We start from the raw sequence: 21,738 nt of genomic DNA on the forward strand, positions 1-21,738 counted from the left end.
CCGGGTACGGGCCGCCCTGCCCTCAGCGGCACGGCTCCGACGCCGTGGGTGTCACGGGCCTGACGTGGGGACTCGTGGCGCCTGCACGACGCTACCGGAAGGAGTCCACGACGTAGGCGGAGGCGACGGAGCCTTCGAGAATGGCCGTGCCCGGCTTCGACTCGGGCAGCTTCCGCATCTGGTCGTAGCTGAGCCGGGCCACCGCGCAGATGGAGAGCTTCTCGCTGTCTGGAGGGTGTGCCTCGTAGTACCGGATGACGACCTGCGGCCCCGCGGTCCAGACCTGCCCGTACAGGCGCGTCGTCGCTTCCAGCGTGCCAAAGTCGTCAATCAAGATGCTTTCAATCGGCCCATCGTAGAGCGTGATGCGTTTCCCGCTGATCTGGTTCGCATCCAGTTCCACCAGCGCGGCATCCCCCACCCTGAGCTTGAGCGCTCGCATCACCAGCTTGGCTTCCTCGGAACACTCCTGTGGGCCCGGCGTCCCATCCGGGCGCAGCGCCATTCCGCCTGCGGTTGAGGTGCAGCCCGCTGACGCCCCCAGCAGGGCGCAGGCGCCGAGGAACAGGACTTTGGCCGTATGCATGCGCCGTACGCTTACTGCTGAACCAGGGTGTGTTCCATCTTCACGGCCACCTGCAGGAGCCCATCCCCACGGAATATCTGTAGCGCGAGGTCCACGAGCCCCTCGTGCGAATCAAAGGCGCTCTTGTCCACCACGACCGCGATTCTCCCGGACTGACCGGGGACGATTTCTGCCCGGTTCATCCGGAGCGCGAACGAGCGCCTCGTGTAGACGGTCAGGTCGGAGGTGACGTAGGCAGCGTCGAAGGTCCAGGGGCCTCCGTAGTACGTGTTGGTCAGGCGAACCACCGCCGCCGCCTTCCCCGGTCCTGAGAAGAGCTCGACGACCATGTCCATGTCCTGGTTCTTCGGACGGAAGGTCTTCACGCGGCGAAATGGTGTCTTCTTCGCTTCGCCGTTGGCGAGCAGCGTCGCCAAGGCGTGGTCCACCGAGTTTTCTTCCGCCTTGAGCCGCTCATTCTCCTCGCTCAATTCGCGCTCTCGTTTGATGGAGTCCTGAAGGGAGGAGAGCACCGCATTGTAGCTGTTGCCGCTCTTGAACACGTTCACCTGATGGTCCGTCCACCCAACCGGCTCACGACGCGGTGGCCTGACGAGGAACGGAATCGTGGTTCCATCGGTGAGCGTCACGAGCAGCGGCAGCCCTACCTCCTCACCGAGGTCGCGGAGCGGCTCCAGCACGACCTTCCTGTTGCCCAAGAGAAGGGGCTCGAACCGACCTTCCCAGCCCATGAACTGTGTACGGGCCGGGTCGATGTCGTGCTCGAAGCGGAGGACCGTCGTTACCTGCCCGGAAACGTAGATGTTGTGGGTGGCGTCAGCCGGCCGCTCCGAAATGTCGAGCGCCCTGATGACGACCTTGTCGTCCAGCCCCCTAACCAGGGCCATGGATGCGAGCAGGAGTGAGAGTGCGGCATAGCGGACTGGCAGGTGCGTTCGCATGACCCGAACAACCTAACAGGGCGTGTTACAGGCATCCAACCCAATGAGCGTTCAAGGTCCAGTACGCACGAGCGAGCGCTACTCACCCGTCGTTCGGCACCGGTGCTCACGGCAGCGGTTGGCGTGAACAGCTGCCGATTCCTGGCAATGTCGCTGGACGCTGGCCGCGGTGCGTCGGGGGCCAATTTCCATTGCTTCGCCGCATGGCCTCCGCCCGCTCCGACAGCGCCCATCGGCGCTCGCGCTTCTACGAAAACAGCGTCGCGCAAGTAACCGGGTCGGCCTGGTTTCACTCCTATCGAAGAGCGTGACCAAGCCAGTCAGAATCGCCTGCCAGCCACCAGCACGTAGATGTAATTCGACCGATCCGCGTCTCCAATCCCTTCTCCCCCGGGATTGACGTTCTCGATGGCCAACATGAAGTTGTGCTCGCGAGCGCTGGCAATCAATTCCCGCTCAATCTCCCTGGCGATTGCCGGCGTATACGCGTCATAGAGGAGCACCATCTTCTCCCATCCGCTGGGTACGTGTTTGTTCCACCGCCTCTCCGGATCAGCGGTCACACCGATTTTGACTCGCTCCCAGGAGCGTCGGTACCCATTGATCTTTTGCATCAGGGGAGGCACGGCGGTCTGACGGCCGTTCTCTACAAAGTTCTCCTCAATCATGTGTCCTCCACGAAGTTTGGGAAGAATGTAACCAAACCTGAACGGGCGTCCAGATTTCTTCACTGCATCCCAACCACGAGCGGACTGATTCCTTTCAGGCAAACGCGACGAGGCCTTGAGAAAGAACGGCCTCCTCTTGTAAACACAGCCGCTGAGCCTGACACGAAGTCAGGCTGCCCATTGTCGTCCTGGGCAGTCCCGGGCATCGGGAATACACACGCGTGACTTCTCGGCATAAGGCGGCGCTGGGGTACATACCAAGGAGCATGGACGCCCAGGCATCGCTCAGCGCGGCCCACCCAGCGTCCGCACGAAGAACAGGTTCACATCCTCGGTGTAGTAGCGGCCCATGGCCGCCTCGGGGTTGTGCCCCTGCCCCGGCATGAGGAGCAGCTCGAAGTGCTTCCCCTCCCGGATGAGCGCCTCCGCCATGCGCATCGTCGTGGAGAGCGTGGCATTCACGTCGCTCGTCCCGTGCATCATCTTGAGCTGTCCCTGGAGCTTCCCCGCCAGCGCGACGTTGGACCCCGCCTGGTAGCCAGCGGGATTCACGCTCGGCAATCCCAGGTAGGGCTCGTTGATGATGGCCTCCTCTTCCAGCGCCCCCGGAGCCCCCGCGTAGCCCGCCTTGAAGAACTCCGGCGCGGTCAGCATGCCGCGCAGCGCGAAGTAGCCCCCCCATGAATGGCCATGGATGCCCACCCGCTCCAGGTCCATCCATGGACGGGTGGCGGCGGCCTGCTTCAGGCCCGTCACGTAGTCGGGAATCTCCGTCTGACCCACCCGTCCGTAGTTCGCGTCCTGGAATGCCTTGCTCCGGCCCGGCGTCCCCCGAGGGTCCAGCAGCACCACAACGAAGCCCAGCTGTGCCATCGCCGCGCAGTCGAGCGACATCGAGGTGCCGATGTAGCTCCATGGCACGGACGTCATGAACGGCCCGGCGTAGATGTACGCGATGACCGGGTAGCGCTTCGACGGGTCGAAATCTCGCGGCGTATAGAGCACCCCGTGCAGCGGCGTCACGCCATCCGCCGCCATGACGGTGAGCGCCTCCGGGGGCTTGTAGCCCATCGCCGCGACCGCGCTCACATCCGCCGTCGTGAGCCGCACGCGCGTCCTGCCATCCGTGGACGCCACCTCCCTCAACCGGGGCTGCGTCCGCGAGGACCATGAGTCGACGAAGTACGCCCCCGACGGCGCCAGGGTGATTCGGTGCAGCCCCGAGCCCGACGACAGCCGCTTCAGCGCCCCACCCTTCAAGCTGCCCCGGTAGAAGAGCTGCTCGTACGGCGCACCACTCTCGGCGGAGGCCACCACGAAGATTGCGTCACCTCCAGGCGCGACGCCGACCACCTCGTGGACGGGGAACGCGCCCCGCGTCACCTGGCGGATGAGCCGTCCCGACACGTCATACAGGTACGCGTGCCGCCAGCCGTCGCGCTCGGACATCCAGAGGAAGGCCTTGCTGTCCGGCAGGAACCGGACCTGCTTCGCAAAGCCACCCACCTCCAGGTCCAGCCCCGCCACGAAGGTCTCCGGCCGCTCCTCGCGCAGCACGCGCCGACGCTTTCCGGACACCGGCTCCACCCCCGTCAGGTCCAGCCGCTTGCCGTCGCGCGAGAGGTGGAGGCTCAGCGCCTCGCCCCCATCGGGCCGCCAGCCGATGAAGAAGTCATGCGTTTCCTCCTCCACGGGAGCAATGCGCATCACGCGGCCCGTCGCCAGCTCCACGAGGTGGAGCTCCCGCTTCGGCAGCGGCGTGCCCGACTTCGCGTACGCAACCCACGTCACCCGCTCCAGCGCGGTGGAGTAGTCCACCACCGGCACCTTGTGGACGCCGCGCAGGTCCTCGCGCAGCACCGCCAGGAAGCGGCCATCCGGCGACCAGGGACTCTCCGGGATGCGCCAGCCGAGGTGCTCCTCCCCGGCGCGCTCCACCACCAGGCTCCCGTCCGCACCGCGCACGGCGAAGCCACCGCCGTCACGCTGCTCCGCGACGCCTCCTCCCGCAGGAGCCAGGACATGCGTCCGCGACAGCTCCAGCGCGGACCGGTCCTCCGGAGCGAGCGCGGTGACGCGGCCATCCGCCAGTCCCAGCCTGAAGACCTTCCCCTCGTGCTGGAAGACGATGCCCTTCTGGTCCGCGGTGATGGCGACCTCGAAGAACCGCGGCGCGGAGACGGGCTTGCCTGCCAGCCGAGAGAGCTGGGCCCGCAGCTCGGCGCCGGACACCAGCGGCGTCGCCACTCCCGTCCGGGCGTGGAAGAGCATCCACGTCCCTCCGTCCTTCGCATCCTCCGACCAGAACACCAGCCGGTCTCCCTCACGGAGCCATTTCGGGGGGACGAGGCTGTCGCGGATGAACGTCGGAAGCCGGCTGAACCGGTCGGCCAGGTCCAGCCGCTCCTGGAGCTTCGCGTCCGGGCCCGGCAGCGCCACGGCGGGCACGCTCGCGAAGGCCATCATCAGGATTCCAACAGCAAGCAAGAGGCGTCGCATGCCAGGAGCGTACGGAGCCGGATTCTGTAAGACCAATATCTCTTTCGACGTCGATTGAGACGGATATCGTCTGGATATGGAATTCCGCCAACTCCAGCTCTTCATCGCCGTCGCGGAGGAGCTTCACTTCGGCCGGGCCGCCGCCCGGGTGGGCATGGCACAGCCACCGTTCAGCCAGCAGATTCGCAGGCTGGAGTCGGAGCTGGGCGTGGAGCTCCTCACCCGGACGAGCCGGCGTGTGGCCCTCACCCCCGCCGGGAGCCGCCTGCTGGTGGACGCCCGCGCGCTGCTGGCGAAGCGCGCGGACGTCATCACCACCGTGCGGCAGGCGGCGCGGGGAGAGACGGGGACGCTGCGGGTCGGCTTCGTGGCGTCCTCGGCCTTCGGCGTGCTGCCCGACATCGTGCTCCGGTTCCGGACGCGGTTTCCGGGGGTGAAGCTGGAGCTCGACGACCGCGGGACGCTGAACGTCGGCGTCGCGCTCACCACCGGGGAGCTGGACCTGGCCATCGTGCGAGCGCCCTTCCAGCATGAAGGGGTGACGGTGGAGCGGCTGCTGCGGGAGCGCTTCGTGCTCGCGCTGCCCGCCCGGCATCCTCGGGCCCGTCAGAAGGTCGTCGCCCTGACCTCGCTGGCGAACGAGCCCTTCGTCCTGTTCCCCCGCAACTCGGCGCCGGGCCTGCACGACACGGTGACGAGCATGTGCCTCACCGCGGGCTTCTCTCCACGCATCGTCCAGGAGGCCAGCGCGTGGACCTCGGTCATCGGCATGGTCGAAGCGGGGCTCGGGCTCACCATCGCCCCGATGTCCTCCCGGGCGCTGCGTCCGAAGGGCGTGGTCTTCCGGACCCTGCGCGACGCTTCGGGCTACGCGGAGCTGTCGGTCGCCTTCGCGGGGCAGCACCCCTCCTCCGCCGCCGCGCACTTCCGCGCCGTGGCCCATGAGGCCGTCGCGCGCCGGCAGTGAGCCTCACGACGGCGCGCCCGCCTTCACCAGGGCGCGCCGCCGCTCGAAGCCCTCCGCGCCGCTACGGCATGGGCCGCGAGCCCGTCGACGGCGCCGACGGCACCGCGGGCCAGCCGTTGGGCCAGGTCAGCTGGTCGACGAGCATCACCCGCGCGGTGTGGGCGCTGTTCCACGCGTGGTAGACCATGTACGTGTCGCCGCCCGGCCCGGTGACGACGGAGTTGTGTCCCGGCCCCACCCAGCCGCTACCCGTCGTGAGGATGGGCGCGCCCAGCTTCGTGTACGGCCCCAGCGGGCTGGTGGCGCGCGCGACGCCCACGGCGTAGGTGCTGTTGTAGTACGCGTTACCGCTGTAGAAGAGGTAGTAGTAGCCGCCCCGCGCGACGACCCACGGCGCCTCGACGACGCCGCCCTCCCAGGCGAGGTTGTTGCTCATGAGCGTGCGGCGCGTGCCGACGAGCGCCAGGCCATCCGCCGACAATTGCTGCCCGTAGATGGGCGTCGGCTGCCCCACCGCGTTGCCGTCCGCCTTCCACACCAGGTACGGCACCCCGGCCGTGTCCTTGAAGAAGGTGGCGTCAATCATGCCCATCCCCGTGTCGTGCACGAGCGGCCGGCCCAGGTCCGTGAAGGGCCCGAGTGCGCTCGCCGAGGTCGCCGCGCCGATGGACAGCTTCCCGTTCGAGTGACGCGCGGTGTAGTACGCGATGAAGCGCGTACCCACCTTGTGGATTTCCGGCGCCCAGAAGTCGCCCGTCGCCCACGTGGGCTTGCTCGCGGAGGGGAAGATGTGGCCCGCGCCCGTCCACGTCACCAGGTCCGTCGACGTGCGCAGGCCAAAGGCGTTGGCCGCGCCACCCGACGTGCAGGCGGCGACGTACCGCGTCCCATCATGGATGACACCCGGGTCCGCGCAGTCCACGGGGACCACCGGGTTCTGGTACAGCCCGCCGCAGCCCGTGTACCGGAACGACATGCCGCACGCGCCCGAGCCGCTGAAGTACGGCTTCCAGCCGTTGGAGAGCACCGCGTACGAATTCGTGCCCTCGTTCGTGCAGCCCCTGCCCCAGAACACACGCCCGCCCACGTCGTCATACTGAGCGGTGTGTCCCGAGGGCCTCAGCCAGGACGCGGCGTAGGTGATGCGCGTGCTGCACGCGGTGGCCCCGGCGCAGTCCGTGTCGAGCGCCAGCACGCACGCGTTGTTGCCGGTGAAGTACGGCTTCCAGCCGTTGGAGAGCACCGCGTACGAGTTGGTGCCCTCGTTGACGCAGACGCCGTTCCACGTCACCAGGTCGCTCGCGATGTCGTACTGCGCCGTGTGCCCCGAGGGACGAATCCACCGGTCGCCGTAGGTGATGCGCGTGCTGCACGCGAGCGCCGCGGTGGTGGAGTCGACGGGAGCCTCGAGGTCGGAGCGCTCGTCGCCACAGCCGGATGCGAAGGTCGACAGGACGCTCGCGAACGCGAGGGCCAGGATGCGGGGGGACTTCCTCATGGGAACACCTCCAGGTGGAGGCGCGCGAGGTAGCACGAAATTCCCGACAAGTCAGCCAGACCCGCCTTCCATGGGGCATGCCCGACACATCGCCTTGACGACATATAACAGCGCTTATACATATCCAGCATGAGCACCGGCAAAGGTCCCACCCTGGGCACGCTGCTGCGGCACCTCGTCGAGCACCTCGACGGCGCCGTGGAGCAGGCCTACGAGCGCGCGGGGCTGGACTACCGTCCGCGCTACACGCCCATCGTCCGGACGCTGATGGCGCAGGGGCCGGTCTCCATCCGCGCGATTGCACAGCAGGCGCAGGTCAGCCACTCCGCCGTCAGCCAGACTGTCTCGCAGATGGTCACCGCCGGACTGGTGGAGCTCCAGCCCGGCGCCGACGCCCGCGAGCGCATCGTCGCGCTGACGCCACAAGGCCGCGCCATGCTTCCCGCCCTGGAGCGCCAGTGGGCGGCGACCAACGCGGCGGCGGACCAGCTCGACAAGGAGCTCTCCGCGCCGCTGTCCCGCGTCCTCGCCGAAGCGCTGGAAGCCCTGGAGCGCGAGCCCTTCGCTGCACGACTCGAGAAGGCGACCGCGAAGCTGAAGCCGTCACGCAAGAGCAGGTCCTGAGCGCAACGCCCCGACCCCATACCTGGAGCCCTCGATGCCTTCGCAAAGAAGCCTGACCGCCGCCCTGACGGCGCTGCTGCTCACGCTGTCCCCCGGCCCCGCGTCGGCCCAGGTCGCGCCCCCGCCCGAGCGCTCCGCGCCGCGCACCCTCTCCCCCGCCGAACGCGACGCCGCGCTGGCGACCATCATCGCGGCCATCCGCGAGTCCTACGTCCTGCCGGAGAAGGTCCCCGCCATCGTCGAGCGGCTGGAGCAGTCCCGGAAGGCCGGGCGCTACACCCTGGACGACGCGGCGATGCTGGCCGAGCGCATCACCACGGACCTGAAGGCCGCCAGCGGAGACGGCCACCTCTACCTCCTCTACAGTCCCACCGAGTACGCCGCCGAGCAGCGCAGGGTCGCGCACGCTCCGCCGGAAGAGGGAGAGGACACCGACGCGCTCATCCGCCGGCAGGCCCGCAGGAGCCACCACGGCCTCGCGGAGTTGAAGCTCCTGCCCGGCAACCTCCGCTACCTGCGCATCACCGGCTTCGAGTGGGTCCGCGACGAGACGGGCGCCGTCTACGACGAGGCGCTGCGCTTCCTGCGGGACGGCGACGCGGTGGTCATCGACCTGCGCGGCAACGGCGGCGGCGAGCACGCGGCCGTGCGCTACCTGGTCAGCCACTTCATGGACGGGGACCTCCTGGAGATGACCTTCCTGGCGGGCTCGAATCCACCGGTGCAGTCGCGCACCCTGGAGCACGTCCCGGCGGGACGACTCAAGGGCAAGCCCCTGTACGTGCTCATCGACGGCGGCGTGGCCTCCGCGGGTGAGGCCTTCGCCTACGACGTGGCGCAGTTCAAGCTGGGCGAGCTGGTGGGCACGAAGACGGCCGGCGCGGCCAACAACAACCGCTTCGTCCCCATCCGCCCCGGCTTCATGCTGAGCGTCTCCTTCGGCCGCCCGGTGCATCCGGTCACCGGCACCAACTGGGAGGGCGTCGGCGTCCCGCCCACCGTGGAGGCCCCGCCCGCCCAGGCACTGGAGACCGCCCAGCTGCTGGCCCTGAAGCGCCTGGCGGCGGCGCCCGGGGTGTCCCCCGAGGCCCGCGCCGACTACGAGTGGGCGCGGCTGGAGGTGGAGGCGCGCCTGCACCCCGTCTCCGTCGCGGCGGCCCGGCTGAAGTCGCTCGCCGGGCGCTACGGAGATGTCGAGGTGAGCGTGCGCGAGGGCGCGCTCTGGCTGGCCCGGCCCAACCGGCCCACGCGCCGCCTGTCACCGCTGACGGCGGACGGGCTGTTCGCCGTCGACGGCGCCGACAGGCTGCGCGTGAGATTCACGCCGAAGGCGCTGGAGACGCTGTGGCGGGGAGACCCGACTCCGCGGGTGTATCCGCGGAGCTGAGCGGCGCTAGTCACACGGCAGCATCAACGTGAAGCTCGCCCCCGAGCCGGGGCGGCTGGTGAGCGTGACGGTGCCCTCGTGGGCCTCCACCACCTGCTTCACAATCCAGAGCCCCAGGCCGAAGCCGCCCGCGAACTGCTCGCTGCCCGCCTGGGCGAAGCGCTCGAAGACGCGGGCGTGGTCCTTCTCGGGGATGCCCGGGCCGCTGTCTCGCACGACGACCCGGGCCCAGGGGCCTTCGCCCTGGACGCGCACGTGCACGGGAGCGCCCGGCGCGTAGCGGGCCGCGTTCTGCAGCAGGTTGGTGACAGCCTGCTCCAGCCGCATCCGGTCCCAGCAGCCCACGACGGGCTCCCGCGTATCCACCGTCACTTCGCAGCCAGCGCGGGCGAACTCCTCCGCGAAACGCTCCGCCGCGTCCGCGACGAGCTCCGCCATGTCGAACGACTCGCGCTGGAGCGCCGGAGCCCGGGCATCCGCACGGGAGACGTCGAGCAGGTTGTTGATGAGCTTCTCCAGCCGGCCGCACTGCACCTGGACCCGGTTCAGCCGGGCATTGAGCTGCTCCGGCGTCAGCGTGCCCTTCGACTGGGCGCGGACCAGGCCCTGCACGTAGAGCTGGAGCGAGGTGATGGGCGTCTTCAGCTCATGCGACGCGACGGAGAGGAACTCGTCCCGCGCGCGGACGGCGTGCTCCAACGCGGCGGTACGCTCGAGCACGCGCTGCTCCAGCTCCGTGTTGAGCCGGTGCAGTTCGTCCTTCGCCATGCTCAGCGCGGCGCTCTCGATGAGGTGCCAGTCGCCCCCTCTGCGCGTGAGGGCGAACTGGTGGTTGGCGACCACGTCCAGGATGTCGTGGGGCTGGCACCTGCCCAGGCAGTAGCTGCAGAGGCCGATGATGTTCCGGCCCCTGAAGGTCCCCGTGACGCGGGACTCGTAGTCGACGAAGCCGTTCCAGTCCGAGCGCTCCACCCAGTAGGTGTTGCCCGTCAGCCGCAGCCCGGCGAACCCCGCCGCCAGGGCCTGCTCCTCGCGCTCCACCCAGCCGCGCAGGGTGGAGTCCGGGTCGGGCTTGCCCGTGGCGGTGTACCAGTCGTGGTGGTCGATGATTTCAATCTGGTTGCGGCGCTCGCGCGCCTCGAGGTCCGGCACGGCATTGCGCAGGGCCGTCCGCGCGTCCCGGGCCGGCAGCGGCTCCGACGTCACCCAGAGGCACTTCTCGTTGCTGTCGAGCCCTGCCTTGAAATAGGGCACGAGCGTGTCCACGAGGTCCGCCTGCTCGTCGTAGAACTGGCAGAAGTGGGCGCCCCAGGGCAGGGAGCCCACGGCCGCAAGGCCACTGGGTCGAAGCTGTTCGTGCATGGGGTCCCCTTGCCGGTGAATGGCGCCGGCCTACAACACCGGGAAGCCGGCTGTCGTCCAGAACCATTCACTCGCACGGCGGCACGGCGGCACGGCGGCACGGCGGCACGGCGGCACGGCGGCCAGGGGGACACCCGCTGCTTCAGTCCAGCAGGTGCGGATTGCGGACGATGAGCAGGCCCGCCTGCACGGTGGCGGTGTAGTCGTTGAGCCGGCCGGCGGCCATGAGCGCGCTCACGTCACGGCTGCCGCCCTTCGCGAGCGCCTCGTCCACCTTCTTCTCGCCCTGGTTGTAGGCCGCGAGCGCCAGCCGCCAGTCACCGTACTGCGTGTGCAGGTCTGACAGCAGGGCGGCGGCGGCCTGCGTCTCGCGCGTCACGTCCAGCCGCTCGTCCTTCGTGGCGCTCACCTCCAGGCCGTAGCGGCGCGCCGTCTCCGGGATGAACATCCACACGCCCGCGCCGCGCATGCCGGGGGCCAGTGAGGGACGCCCGTCCGTCTCGGGCATGTTCGTCACCGCGGACTCCACCACCGCCACGGCCAGCAGCCCCTCGGGCAGGCTCTTGGCGCGAAGGCCCGTGAGCAGCGCCTCGCGGTGCGTCCCCAGGTTCGCCAGCGCGCGCTTCATGAAGGCGCGGCCCTTCTCCGTGCCGATGAGCCGGTTGAGCTGCTCCACCACCTTCGCGTCCACCACCACCGGCAGGTCTCCGGCGGGCTGGCTGGACTCGGCCAGCGCCTTCGCCTCCGCGAGCGTCACCGTGCGGCCGCGCGCCGCGCCCTCGGCCAGCGTCGCCAGGGGAAGGAGGACGAGGAAGAGCGCGGACAGCAGCGCCGCGGCGCCGTGGGCGCGGAAGGGACGGGGTTGGAACAGCATTTCGATTCTCCTCGCGGTGGGATGGGACATGCCGGTGGCTCCGGCGGGAAGGGACGGCGTGCCTGGAAGGGTGAGCGCCGCTTGCAGCAGACAGCGGGCATACGCGTGCGCCTGGGCCCGGCCGCCCGCCACCAGCGCCTCGTCACACGCCAACTCCTGCAGCGAGACGAGCCAGCGCGACAGCATGTGCGCGGCGGGATGCCAGAAGAAGACGCCGGTGAGGACCAGGCGCGCGAAGGCCAGGTGCGTGTCGCGCTGGCGGTGGTGCTGCAACTCGTGCAGCACCGTGAGGCGCAGCGACTCCGCGTCACCGAGCACGGACGGAGGCACCACCACCCACGCGGACGGCCCGCCGCGCGGGCGCGGGAACCATGCGGAGAAGGCGGGCGTGCCCTCCTCGCCCAGCACCACCCGGACACGGCCCACGCCGCGCACCTGGGGCCAGGACTCCAGCTGGCGCAAGAGGCGCTGGTGGCGCACGAGCGCCCGGACGGTAAAGACAGACGCGCCCAGCGCAATCACAAGCGCGGCGGCGGGAAGGATGGGCAAGGACGTGGGCAAGGACTCGCGAGGGCTCGCGGCGGCGGGCCGGGGCGGCGGCGCATCCCAGGCGGGCCCAGGCAGGCGTCCCGCATGCCGCGCCACCGAGCGCTCGAAGGTGAAGAGCGGTCCGGCCGGGGACACCGCATGCGCCAGGGTGGCCACGAGCGGCAGGACGAGCGCCAGCAGCAGCGCGCCCCGTCCCACGCGCAAAGACTGGCGCGCGGACAGCGGCGCCCCCAGTCGAGCGAGGACCGCCAGCGCCAGCCGCGAGAGCAGCAGCGCCACCGGCAGCAGCAGGGCCACGGCCAGATAGAGGGAGGCGAGCTCCCGGAGGACGGCGCTCATGACTTGTCCCCCTTCGCCTTGAGCAGCTTGCGGATCTGCTCGACCTCGTCGGGGGCCAGCGGCACGGCCTCCACCAGCCGGGCCACGAGCGCGGACGGCGTGCCGGAGAAGAGCGTGTCCACCAGGTGGCGCACGCTCTGCGCCTCGTACGCCTCGCGCGGCAGCACCGCCGAGTACAGGTGCCCCCGCCCCTGCTTGCGGCTGCGCACCACGCCCTTCTGCTCCAGGATGCGCAGGACGGTGGACACCGACGTGTACGCGAGCGCGCGCTCCGGCGGCAGCGCGGCGAGCACGTCCGCCACGCTCACCTCACCCTGCTTCCACACGAGTTGCATCAGCTCGAGCTCCACCGGCGTCAACGGCCGGGGCGCTTCGGGCTCGGGTTTGCTGGCCACGAGATTTCCTCCGTGGCCAGCAAACTACTAAGTCCTTAGTTGTTCGTCAACTAAGTCCTTAGTTGATTCTCCGTGGGTCGTCTCGGCGCGGAGGCCTCAGACGCCCAGCGCCTCGCGCAGCTCCGGCAGGCGCGCGGCCTTCACCGCGCCGAAGACGAAGCGGTCCGGCCGCAGCACCACCACGTCGGCGGCCTGGCGGGAGAACCACTCCGTCAGCTTCCCGGTGACGTCCACCACGGCCGGGGCCTCGGACTTCGCGGCCTCGGGGCGGAACGTCACCAGCCGGCCGCCCAGGGACTCGGCCAGCTCGCGCGCCGCGGTCAGCTCCGCCTGGGGCGCGTCCCAGCGGCACATCACCGTGAAGTCGTTTCCCAGGGCGTCGTCGAGGAGCACCTCCTCCCCCGACTCCAGCCGCACGCGGGGCTGGATGAAGTACGTGCCCTTGCCGCCGAAGTAGAAGCCGTTCTCGTGGATCGGGGGCTGCTTGAACTTGAAGCCCTGGATGAAGTCGCGCACGCTCGGAATCCGCTGCACCGTGCGCATCAGCGCGTCGCGGGCCGCGGCCAGCACGGGGTTGCGCGCCAGGAACAGGTGCCCCACGCGCACGCACAGCTTCTGCACCTCCGCCACGTGCGGGCGGCGCTCCGCCTCGTAGGTGTCCAGCAGCGCCGCGGGCGCCTGCCCGTGAATCACCCGCTTCAGCTTCCAGGCGAGGTTCGCCGCGTCGCGCAGGCCCGACACCAGGCCCTGGCCCATGAAGGGCGGCATGGTGTGCGCCGCGTCGCCCAGCAGGAAGATGTTGCCCTCGCGCCAGCGCGCCGCGCTGAGGCAGTGGAACGTGTACACCTGCGCGCGCTCGATGTGGACGCGCTCCGGGTCGATGTACGGCGCGATGAGCTTCGCAATCGTCTCCGGCCGCTCCAGCTCCTCGCGCGTCTCGCCGGGGAGCATCATGAACTCCCAGCGGAGCTGATTGACGGCGCCCGTCGCCACGAAGGCGGGGCGCTTCGGGTCGCACACGAAGCGGCAGATGTCGGGCGCCTCGCCCTTGATGGTGCCGGACACCGCCAGCCAGGGCTCGCCATAGGCCTTGCCCGCCATGGGGATGCCCAGCGACTTGCGCACCGCGCTGCGCGCGCCGTCACACGCCAGCAGGTAGCGCGCGCGCACCGTGTGCTCCTCGCCGCTGGCCACCTCGCGGTAGCGCACCGTCACCCCGTCGGGGCGCTGGTCCGCGCTCTCGAAGGCCACGCCCTTGCGCAGCTCCACGTGCGGGAAGCGGCGCAGGCCGTCGCGCAGCGCGCCCTCCAGCAGCGGCTGGTGGAAGAACCACAGCGGCGTGTGCCCGAAGCCGAAGTCCGCCTCGCCCGTATGAATCTCGGCGAAGCGCTTGCCGGAGCCGCCCACGTACTCGGCGAAGCGCGTCTCCCGCATGTCCTTCTGGAGCAGCTCCAGCAGCCCCGTGGCCTGGTAGATGCGCAGTCCCTCGTCGTCGCACGAGAAGGCCCGCGGCTCGCCGTGCGGAGCCACATCCCGCTCCAGCAGCAGCGTCCGCACGCCCATCAGTCCGAGCAGGTTGCCCGTGAGAGCGCCTACCGGACCGCAGCCGCTGATGATGACATCGACCTGCATGTCGGACTGTTGGCTGTCGCAACCCATGGAGCCTCCCGGGGTAATCTCAAGCATATTGATTAACCAAAGGGTGTGACCACGCTGTGACGGCGTTCACAGGTTTTCACGGCTTCCGCCCAGAGTGGCGAGCTGCCGTATAGCGGGAAACCCACATGACAAGGATTGTCAGTGCTGGGGCAATCCCTACCCGTGACGGAGGCCCTGGCCCGTCGTGCTAGGTTGGCGCTCCTCCCAACCTCGGGGGGCCGGGGAGGACATGGCAGGAGACGACGCGGCAGGCACGCACGACTACCGCCTGGAGCTGCTGGGCGAAGCCCGGCTTCGGAGCGGCGAGGGACTCATTCCCCTGGAGCGGCGCACGGCCGGAGTGCTGGCGTGGCTCGCGCTCGAAGGGCCGCACCCCAAGTACCGGCTCGCGGGCCTGCTGTGGGCCGAGTCCAGCGAGACGACGGCGCGCAACAACATGCGACAGCTCTTGCGCCGCCTGCGGCTCGCGTGTGGCGCGGAGCTGGTGCAGGGCGTGGACGTGCTCTCGCTCTGCGAGCGCGTCATCGCGGACGCATCGGAGCTGCAGGCGCACGTGCTCGCGGGGCGCCACGCCCAGGCCCTGCAACTGGATGGCGTGTTGCTGGGCGCGCTGGAGTACGAGGACTGCACCGAATTCCAGGCGTGGCTGGAGGGCGCGCGGGAGCGGCTGGACAAGCTGCGCCGCCGGGCCGCGGCGCTGGAGTCCGAGGCGTGCGAGCGCCGGGGAGACCTGTCGGGCGCGCTCACGCTCGCGGAGCGGCTCCTGGGCATGGACCCGTACTCGGAAGAGGCGTGGCGCCGGCTGATGCGGCTGCACTACGTGTCCGGGGACCGGATGGCTGCGCTCAACGCCTTCGAGCGCTGCCGCCGCCTGCTTCGTGAGGAATTGGACACCACGCCGCTGCCGGAGACGGTGGCGCTGGCGCGCGAAATCGAGCGCGGCCCGACGGCGGCCAAGCCCGGCCCGCCGCCGAAGCCGAAGCTGCCGCTGTCCGTGCTGCGCCCGCCGGTGCTGGTGGGACGCGAGCGCGAGTGGGCGCGCATGGAGGCGGCGTGGGAGGCGGGGCAGACCATCTTCCTCGCCGGCGAGCCCGGGGTGGGCAAGACGCGCCTAGCGCATGACTTCGCCGCGTCGCGCGGCACGCACTTCATGCTGGAGGCGCGGCCCGGCGAGCAGAACGTGCCCTATGCCTCGCACGTGCGGCTGGTGCGGCAGCTGTTGGCCCGGGTGCCGGACCCGAAGCTGGAGCCCTGGGTGCGGCGCGAGCTGGCGCGGCTGTTGCCGGACCTGGCCGGGCCGGAGGGGCCGCCCCCGCCCATGGCGGACGAGGCGGACCGCAGCCGCTTCCTCGAGGCGCACTGCCAGCTCATCTACCAGCTCTGCTCCGGCGTGGACGCGCTCGTCGCGGACGACTTGCAGTTCATGGACTCCGCCACCGCCGAGTTCGCGGTGCTGATGCTGTCGCGCCGCCATCCGCCCGGGCCGGGAGGCCGCTTCCCGCGCTTCATCGACACCTACCGCAGCGACGAGCTGTCCCCCGAGGCCGTCGTCTGCGTGCAGCAGCTGGTGGTGGCGGGGCTGGCCGTCGTCATCGAGCTGCAGCCGCTGGGCGTGGACGCGGTGGGCGCGCTGCTGGGCAGCCTGGACTTGCCCGGCGCCGAGCGACTCACGCGAGACGTGACACGGCACACCGGCGGCAACCCGCTCTTCATCACCGAGACGCTCAAGGACCTGCTGGAGACGGGCGGGCTGGAGCGCGGCTGGCCCGAGCACGTCACGCCCTCCGTCCGGCTGCGGCAGCTCATCCAGCAGCGCCTGGAGCGGATGTCCGCGCCGGCGCTTCAGGTGGCGCGGCTGGCGGCGCTGGCGCGCACGGACTTCGGGCTGGAGCTGGCCAGTGAAGTCCTGGAGATGCCGGCCCTCTCGCTCGCCACGCACGTGGCGGAGCTGGAGGCGGCGCAAATCTTCCGGAGTGAGCGCTTCACCCACGATTTGCTCTTCGAGGTGGTGCGCCAGGGTGTGCCACGCTCGCTGGCGGCCCTGCTCCACCGGAGGCTCGCGGCGGCGCTGGAGGTGCGCCGGGCCGCGCCGGCGGTGGTGGCGCAGCACTGGCTGGAGGGCAACGAGCCGCGCCGCGCCGCGCCCTTCCTGGTGGCCGCCGCCAACGCGGAGGCTGGAGCCCTGCGCCACCTGGAGGCCGCCGTGCTGTACCACCGCGCGGCCGCGCTCCTGGAGGAGACGGGGAACGCCGACGAGGCCGCGCGCGTCAGGGCGCGGGCCCGGGGCATCCCCAGCGCCTGACGCGGCGCTCCAGGCCCGGAGCGTGCATCCTCCCCGGGCCCACGGCTCTGCTCGGAATCACACTTCGACATGCCCGACTGGTCAGGTGCCCGCTCGCCCTGCGGTGCAAATTCTCAAAGCATGACTACGACCCTTGAACATGTCGGTTTCAACAAGATGACGTCGCTGTACCCCGAAGAGCACGAACTGCTGGCGCCTGAACAGGTGGCCGTCACGCCGCAGAACGCGGCGCGACTGCGGCAGAAGGCGAGCCAGTGGCTCACCCGCGCACAGAAGGAGTTCCATGACGCCCTCTTCGCGCGCGACGGCTCCGATGAGGGGCTGGACCGCTACGCGAGCGCCCGCGCGGAGCTGGACTCGGCAGAGGCCTGGGCCCTGCGCGTTGCGGAAGCCGTCGGCAGGCAGCGGGACTGAGGGCCGAGGGGCCCCGTGGCCCACCACCCGAAGAAGGTGGCGCGAGGGCGGGGCCTGACGCCCTACCTCAGGCCACTTCCGGCGCAAAGACAGACACCGTGGGGAGAGGTCAGCGGGCGGCGCCCGTGGAGCCCCCCGCCAGCGGCGCGGGCTCGGCGGCCCTGGCGCGCTCGCCGTAGGGGAAGCGGTCCTTGAGCTTGAGCAGGTGCTTCTCGAAGAGGTTCCAGCTCACCAGCGCGATGCCCAGGGAGAGCGCGGCGGCCACGACGTAGAAGACCAGCTGCATGGGGAAGTCGGAGCCGAACACCGGCTTGAGCGGCGTGCGCAGGAAGGACGTCCGCCGGAGGATGGCGTCCAGCGGCGAGTGGATGAGGTAGATGGCGTAGCTGTACTTGCCGTAGGTGCGCAGCAGCTTCGAGGAGAAGAAGCGGTTGAGCGGGTGGCCCGGCGCGACGGCCACGGCCCGGTGGACCACGGCGCCGAAGAGGACGGCGATGGCGGTGTAGCCCACGGTCCGGTTCACCGTGTGGAAGGCCGGGCCGACGGGCAGCACGACGAGGGTGAGCACCACCGGCACCGCCGCCCACACGGCGTAGCGCATCCAGGGGAACGCCTTCAGCCCCACGCCCTCCGGGTGGCGCAGCGCCAGGGACAGGAGCGCGCCGACGGCCAGCGAGTCCACGCGGCAGAACGTCACCACGTAGGTGCTCTCGATGCTGGCACCGTAGAGGGTGAGCCCCACGCGCACGAGCATGGCCATGGCGATGGTGCCGAGGCACAGGCGGATGGCGCCGCGGTAGGACACGGCGGCGATGAGGAAGGGCCAGACGATGTAGAACTGCTCCTCAATCGCCAGCGACCACACCACGCCCAGGATGGGGTGCGTGGTGTCCACCCACAGCTGGTAGAAGTTGGAGAGGTAGAGCAGGTACCACGTCGCTCCCTCGGTGGTGATGCGCTGGTCCAGGTTGAGGCGTCCGGCCAGTGACGGCAGCACCAGGAAGGAGACGGCGAGGGCCAGGTAGTAGAGCGGGAAGATGCGCAGGAAGCGGCGCATGTAGAAGTTGCGGAAGAAGAACGGCTGCCCCTTCGCCTCCCAGAGGATTCCGGTGATGAGGAAGCCGGAGAGGACGAAGAAGAGGTCCACGCCCGTCCAGCCGGCGCCGGCCAGCCACCACGTCGCACGGCCCACGGCGCTCTGGTCGCTCAGGTGGGTGGTGTGGAAGAAGACCACCATGAGGACGGCGAGGCCTCGCACCCCGTCGAGCACGGGCAGGTGGCCCTGCAGGCGAGGAGCGTGCGCCGCCGCGGCATCCGGGCGGGCGAGGTTGGCGGACATGACGGTGACTCTCCTCGGGGTTTCCGTGCACGGCCCCTCTCCTCGCGCACGACGGCCCGACTCTTACCAACGCGTGAAATTTCCAACAAGACCGGGAACCTGGGCCCGGGCCGCGTCGCGAGTCTCCGCGCTACAGGGCGACCAGCCGGACGGGCGCTCCCCTTCATCCGGCCGGGGCGCCACGCGCGAGGCCACCGTGGCGGCAGCGCGCCCGGAGTGGATCTCGAGACCCGCCGCAGACAGGGAACGGCTCCGCACGGCGCGGGCCTTGGAAGCCCGGCAACCGCCTGCGGGCTTGGGAAAAAGACACGGCCCGGTGAAACTCCCGGACGGCTCGTGACACAGAGGGGCCGTGGCCTTTCTCTCCGCGGTGAAGATGGTGCTGGCAGGTGCGCCCCCGTCCGACATGGACCGGGAGCGGGCCCTGCTGCGCCGTGCACGTGCCGGCGACCCCGCCGCCTTCCGGACGCTGTTCGAGCGCCATGCCCCCGCCGTGTGGCGCTTCCTGCGTGACTTGCTCCGCGACGAGGCCGCCGCCGACGAGGCGACGCAGGAGACCTTCGTCCGCGCCCACGGGCGGCTCGGCGCGCTGCGCGACGAGGACCGGCTGGGCGCGTGGCTTCTGGGCATCGCCCGGCACGTGTACCTGGAGTCCCGGCGCGGCCGCGGCGTGCACGTGGACGTGGACGACGAGGAGCACGCCAGCCGCGTGGAGGCCGTGCTCCCCACGCCCACGCCGGAGGACCTGCTGCTGGACCGCGAGCTGGAGGGCCTGCTGGCGGACGCGCTCGGCCTGCTGCGCGAGGAGCGGCGCTCGGCGCTGCTCCTGCGCATCGACCACGGCCTTCCCTACGAGGAGATTGCGTCGGTCATGGGTTGGTCCCTGCAGAAGGTGAAGAACGAAATCCACCGCGCCCGGCTGCAGCTCCGCGAGCAGCTGGCCGCCCATGTGGGAGGCCGGCCGTGAGCGCATGCCGTGAGGGAGAGCTGGACGCGCTGCTCGCCGGAGAGCTGTCCTCCGAGGACGCCGCGCGCGTGGATGCCCACGTGGACACCTGCCCCGCGTGCCGGCACGCCCTGACGTGGCTGCGTCTGGAGCGCGGGTGGATGGCCCAGCGCGCGCGCCGCACGCCCGCGCGCCCCGCGCTGAGCTTCTCCGCGCTGGAGGCCCGCCTGGCCCGGCCCGCCCCCCCACCCTGGGTGCCCCTGGCGGGCAGCTGGGCCAACTGGGGGAAGATGATGATGGCCGCCGCCGCCACGGTGGCCTTCGTGGGCCTCAGCCTGATGCCGGGCGGGCCCACGCCCCTGGGCGACGAGCCCCGCGGCCGCGACGTGCGCATGATGGGCGAGGCGTGCGAGGACCCCTCGGGTGAGGCCGTGGCAGCGCTCGAGGCCGCCCTGGGCGCGTGCCTCGTGGCCTCGCCCATCATCTCCTCCCGCTGAAGGCCACGGGCTCGCAGGCCCTGGAACAGGAAAAGACCCCCGGAGCCTGAGCGGCGCCGGGGGTCTTCTCACTTCAGCGCGTCGCGCACGCGCCTCACGGCACGCTGCGCGGGATGTTCGTGTTCGCGTACTCGAGGGCGTCGGCGGCCTGCACCAGGCCGAAGCCGTACTGACTGTCCCGCCCGGCGGGGCCCAGGTCCTTGGCGCTCTTCTCCAGCACGTCGCGCAGCTGGGCCGCCGTGAGGTCCGGGCGCGCGCTCCACAGGAGGGCGGCCGCGCCCGCCACGTGGGGCGTGGCCATGGAGGTCCCCGACTGCACCAGGTAGTCCGAGCCGGTGACGTCCACCGTCACCTGCAGCCCGATGAGGTCGCCCTTCATGGTGTTGGCGACGTCCAGGGGCACCCACGCCGTGGGCACCCAGATGCCGGACGACGCGCCGAGCGTGAAGCCGCCTTCCGGGTTCTCCGTGACGTTGTTGCCGATGATGACGGCCTTGGCACCCGCCTGGATGGCATTGCGCGCCTTCTCCTCGAAGTAGAGGCCGCCGCCGCGGTCCACGTACGCCACGAAGCCCGAGCACGTGGCCTCCTCGCCGCACGAGGTGACGCTGTCCCCCAGGCCGCAGTTGACCAGCCGGCCCGTGTACGAGCTGATGGCCGAGTACTCCAGCGGGTCTGACGTGAAGTGCGTCCCCACCGCCGCGACATCCGAGAACGGGGAGGCGCCGACGATGCCGGCGCTCAGCACGTCCACGCCCGGCGCCACCAGCGACACCTGCTTGCCGAACTGCGAGAAGGGAGCCCACTCGCCCTTGAAGTTCACCGCGCCCACGGCCACCACGGCATCATAGGCGGCGGGATACGCGACCCGGTCCGCACCCGAGTTGCCGGTGGCCGCGAAGGCCAGCAGGCCGCCCTGCAGGGCCTTCTCGAAGGCCGCCTTCTCGTCTTCATCCGGGGAGTTCGAGCCCAGCGACAGCGAGGCGATGTCCGCGCCCTGCGAGCTGCACCATTCGATGGCGGCGACGACGTCGTCCGTCTTGCCACTGCCCTTCACATCCAGCACGCGGGCAATCAGCAACTGCACGGTGGGCGCCACGCCCGCCACGCCATTGGGCTCCTTGCCCGGGCGCACCTTGCCCCCCACGCCGAGCTGCGCCGCGATGGTGGCCGCGGTGTGCGTGCCATGGCCTCCGCCGTACACGTAGACGCCATCCTGCTGGGTGCGGTCCAGCGGCCCGTCGCCCGGGATGATGTCTTCGTTGTCGATGAAGTCCATGCCGCCGATGTAGGCCGCCTTCAGCTCGGGGTGCCGGTCATCCCAGCCGCTGTCGATGACGCACACCTTGATGTTCGTGCCCGACGCGCTGCCCGTGTCCAGCACACCGTCGTTGTTGGCATCCCAGACATCGGTCGCCTGAATCATCTTCAGGCCCTGGGTGTACTCACCCACGGAGCCGACGGTGTTGGCGGCGTGCAGCCAGGTGCTGGTGGGCAGCCGGGGCAGCCCGAAGGCGTGCACCGTGCGGTTGGGCCGCACCGACACCACGTCCGGATTCTTCGCGAGCGCCTCGCGCGCCTCGGCCGACAGCCGCGCGGACACGAGGTTGAGGTCGGGGAAGCGGCGCTTCACCCGGCCGCCCACCCGCGCCACGTCGCCGGCGAACGCGTCCGCGCTGGCCTTGGCGCTCGCGGACACGCGAGGCCGGAACTTGATGAGCACGTCCTCCAGCCCATCATCCGACGTCAGCGCCTGGGCCCGGGGCGGCTTCGGCAGCGACTCCTCGACGGTCCCCGGACAGGCCTGGGGCTCCACCTCGGGCGGCTTCTCCTCGCTACAAGCCACCAGGCCTCCCACCAGCCCAAGCCAGACCCAACGCTTCATGTCGTTC

18 protein-coding genes are annotated in these 21,738 nt (G+C 70.4%); 7 read left to right on the forward strand and 11 right to left on the reverse strand.

The annotated features are described in order from the left end of the window. Positions 1-91: 91 nt before the first annotated feature. The 4 genes from ACX9TP_RS47735 to ACX9TP_RS47750 form a co-directional block, all read right to left on the reverse strand. A complete protein-coding gene (locus ACX9TP_RS47735; RefSeq protein ID WP_482977408.1) occupies positions 92-586 on the reverse strand; it encodes a serine/threonine protein kinase in 495 nt (164 codons plus the stop codon). Between the two features lie 11 nt (positions 587-597). Further along, positions 598-1,527 (reverse strand): DUF2381 family protein, encoded by a 930-nt coding sequence (locus tag ACX9TP_RS47740; RefSeq protein ID WP_482977409.1) that lies wholly within the window; start codon positions 1,525-1,527, stop codon positions 598-600. A 320-nt stretch (positions 1,528-1,847) separates the two neighbouring features. Next, positions 1,848-2,195, reverse strand: coding sequence for a hypothetical protein (locus tag ACX9TP_RS47745; RefSeq protein ID WP_482977410.1), 348 nt, complete (start codon positions 2,193-2,195; stop codon positions 1,848-1,850). Positions 2,196-2,480: 285 nt separating this feature from the next. Continuing rightward, complete coding sequence (locus ACX9TP_RS47750; RefSeq protein WP_482977411.1) at positions 2,481-4,661, reverse strand: S9 family peptidase; 2,181 nt, start codon at positions 4,659-4,661, stop codon at positions 2,481-2,483. Between the two features lie 109 nt (positions 4,662-4,770). Between ACX9TP_RS47750 and ACX9TP_RS47755 the strand changes: the two genes are divergently transcribed. Further along, entirely contained in the window at positions 4,771-5,661 is an 891-nt protein-coding gene (locus ACX9TP_RS47755; RefSeq protein ID WP_482977412.1) for a LysR family transcriptional regulator, read from the forward strand. A gap of 61 nt (positions 5,662-5,722) precedes the next feature. Here the strand turns inward: ACX9TP_RS47755 and ACX9TP_RS47760 are convergent, their stop codons facing one another. Continuing rightward, a complete protein-coding gene (locus ACX9TP_RS47760) occupies positions 5,723-7,159 on the reverse strand; it encodes a glycoside hydrolase family 43 protein (RefSeq protein WP_482977413.1) in 1,437 nt (478 codons plus the stop codon). Between the two features lie 129 nt (positions 7,160-7,288). Between ACX9TP_RS47760 and ACX9TP_RS47765 the strand changes: the two genes are divergently transcribed. Beyond that, on the forward strand, positions 7,289-7,783 hold the full coding sequence (locus tag ACX9TP_RS47765; protein WP_482977414.1) for a MarR family winged helix-turn-helix transcriptional regulator: 495 nt from the start codon (positions 7,289-7,291) through the stop codon (positions 7,781-7,783). 34 nt (positions 7,784-7,817) lie between these two features. Then, on the forward strand, positions 7,818-9,170 hold the full coding sequence (locus tag ACX9TP_RS47770; RefSeq protein ID WP_482977415.1) for a S41 family peptidase: 1,353 nt from the start codon (positions 7,818-7,820) through the stop codon (positions 9,168-9,170). 6 nt (positions 9,171-9,176) lie between these two features. On the opposite strand, the gene ACX9TP_RS47775 is transcribed toward ACX9TP_RS47770, so the two are convergent. From ACX9TP_RS47775 to mhpA, 4 genes are all read right to left on the reverse strand, one after another. Next, positions 9,177-10,532: an MEDS domain-containing protein gene (locus ACX9TP_RS47775; RefSeq protein ID WP_482977416.1), complete on the reverse strand. Its 1,356-nt coding sequence runs from the start codon at positions 10,530-10,532 to the stop codon at positions 9,177-9,179. Positions 10,533-10,674: 142 nt separating this feature from the next. Beyond that, complete coding sequence (locus ACX9TP_RS47780) at positions 10,675-12,294, reverse strand: transglycosylase SLT domain-containing protein (RefSeq protein ID WP_482977417.1); 1,620 nt, start codon at positions 12,292-12,294, stop codon at positions 10,675-10,677. Then, positions 12,291-12,689, reverse strand: coding sequence for a BlaI/MecI/CopY family transcriptional regulator (locus ACX9TP_RS47785; protein ID WP_482977418.1), 399 nt, complete (start codon positions 12,687-12,689; stop codon positions 12,291-12,293). Before ACX9TP_RS47785 ends, ACX9TP_RS47780 begins: the two co-directional genes overlap by 4 nt. Positions 12,690-12,785: 96 nt before the next feature. Then, complete coding sequence (gene mhpA, locus ACX9TP_RS47790; protein WP_482977419.1) at positions 12,786-14,348, reverse strand: bifunctional 3-(3-hydroxy-phenyl)propionate/3-hydroxycinnamic acid hydroxylase MhpA; 1,563 nt, start codon at positions 14,346-14,348, stop codon at positions 12,786-12,788. 229 nt (positions 14,349-14,577) lie between these two features. Here mhpA and ACX9TP_RS47795 point away from each other — a divergent pair, with 229 nt between their 5' ends. Together ACX9TP_RS47795 and ACX9TP_RS47800 are read left to right on the forward strand one after the other, a co-directional pair. Then, entirely contained in the window at positions 14,578-16,650 is a 2,073-nt protein-coding gene (locus ACX9TP_RS47795; protein WP_482977420.1) for an ATP-binding protein, read from the forward strand. Positions 16,651-16,770: 120 nt separating this feature from the next. Further along, positions 16,771-17,064, forward strand: a complete 294-nt coding sequence (locus tag ACX9TP_RS47800; RefSeq protein WP_482977421.1) for a FruA-associating protein, FapA — start codon at positions 16,771-16,773, stop codon at positions 17,062-17,064. A 109-nt stretch (positions 17,065-17,173) separates the two neighbouring features. Here ACX9TP_RS47800 and ACX9TP_RS47805 read toward each other — a convergent pair whose 3' ends face one another. Then, positions 17,174-18,403, reverse strand: a complete 1,230-nt coding sequence (locus ACX9TP_RS47805) for an acyltransferase family protein (RefSeq protein ID WP_482977422.1) — start codon at positions 18,401-18,403, stop codon at positions 17,174-17,176. Positions 18,404-18,755: 352 nt separating this feature from the next. On the opposite strand from ACX9TP_RS47805, the gene ACX9TP_RS47810 reads away from it, so the two are divergent. Both ACX9TP_RS47810 and ACX9TP_RS47815 read left to right on the forward strand, forming a co-directional pair. Further along, complete coding sequence (locus tag ACX9TP_RS47810; RefSeq protein WP_482977423.1) at positions 18,756-19,370, forward strand: RNA polymerase sigma factor; 615 nt, start codon at positions 18,756-18,758, stop codon at positions 19,368-19,370. Further along, on the forward strand, positions 19,367-19,846 hold the full coding sequence (locus ACX9TP_RS47815; protein WP_482977424.1) for an anti-sigma factor family protein: 480 nt from the start codon (positions 19,367-19,369) through the stop codon (positions 19,844-19,846). The genes ACX9TP_RS47810 and ACX9TP_RS47815 overlap by 4 nt, the downstream gene beginning before the upstream one ends. A 94-nt stretch (positions 19,847-19,940) precedes the next feature. On the opposite strand, the gene ACX9TP_RS47820 is transcribed toward ACX9TP_RS47815, so the two are convergent. Beyond that, a complete protein-coding gene (locus ACX9TP_RS47820) occupies positions 19,941-21,731 on the reverse strand; it encodes a S8 family serine peptidase (protein ID WP_482977425.1) in 1,791 nt (596 codons plus the stop codon). Positions 21,732-21,738: the final 7 nt, after the last annotated feature.

Source organism: Pyxidicoccus sp. M15 (assembly GCF_056858435.1).

Bases quoted from the DNA above. Each gene is read 5' to 3' on its own strand.
- ACX9TP_RS47750 (WP_482977411.1), bottom strand. From the start codon at position 4,661: ATGATGGCCTTCGCGAGCGTGCCCGCCGTGGCGCTGCCGGGCCCGGAC.
- ACX9TP_RS47765 (WP_482977414.1), top strand. From the start codon at position 7,289: ATGAGCACCGGCAAAGGTCCCACCCTGGGCACGCTGCTGCGGCACCTC.
- ACX9TP_RS47805 (WP_482977422.1), bottom strand. From the start codon at position 18,403: ATGTCCGCCAACCTCGCCCGCCCGGATGCCGCGGCGGCGCACGCTCCT.
- ACX9TP_RS47795 (WP_482977420.1), top strand. From the start codon at position 14,578: ATGGCAGGAGACGACGCGGCAGGCACGCACGACTACCGCCTGGAGCTG.
- ACX9TP_RS47820 (WP_482977425.1), bottom strand. From the start codon at position 21,731: ATGAAGCGTTGGGTCTGGCTTGGGCTGGTGGGAGGCCTGGTGGCTTGT.
- ACX9TP_RS47775 (WP_482977416.1), bottom strand. From the start codon at position 10,532: ATGCACGAACAGCTTCGACCCAGTGGCCTTGCGGCCGTGGGCTCCCTG.
- mhpA (WP_482977419.1), bottom strand. From the start codon at position 14,348: ATGGGTTGCGACAGCCAACAGTCCGACATGCAGGTCGATGTCATCATC.
- ACX9TP_RS47735 (WP_482977408.1), bottom strand. From the start codon at position 586: ATGCATACGGCCAAAGTCCTGTTCCTCGGCGCCTGCGCCCTGCTGGGG.
- ACX9TP_RS47760 (WP_482977413.1), bottom strand. From the start codon at position 7,159: ATGAGGAAGTCCCCCCGCATCCTGGCCCTCGCGTTCGCGAGCGTCCTG.
- ACX9TP_RS47780 (WP_482977417.1), bottom strand. From the start codon at position 12,294: ATGAGCGCCGTCCTCCGGGAGCTCGCCTCCCTCTATCTGGCCGTGGCC.
- ACX9TP_RS47770 (WP_482977415.1), top strand. From the start codon at position 7,818: ATGCCTTCGCAAAGAAGCCTGACCGCCGCCCTGACGGCGCTGCTGCTC.
- ACX9TP_RS47740 (WP_482977409.1), bottom strand. From the start codon at position 1,527: ATGCGAACGCACCTGCCAGTCCGCTATGCCGCACTCTCACTCCTGCTC.
- ACX9TP_RS47745 (WP_482977410.1), bottom strand. From the start codon at position 2,195: ATGATTGAGGAGAACTTTGTAGAGAACGGCCGTCAGACCGCCGTGCCT.
- ACX9TP_RS47755 (WP_482977412.1), top strand. From the start codon at position 4,771: ATGGAATTCCGCCAACTCCAGCTCTTCATCGCCGTCGCGGAGGAGCTT.
- ACX9TP_RS47800 (WP_482977421.1), top strand. From the start codon at position 16,771: ATGACTACGACCCTTGAACATGTCGGTTTCAACAAGATGACGTCGCTG.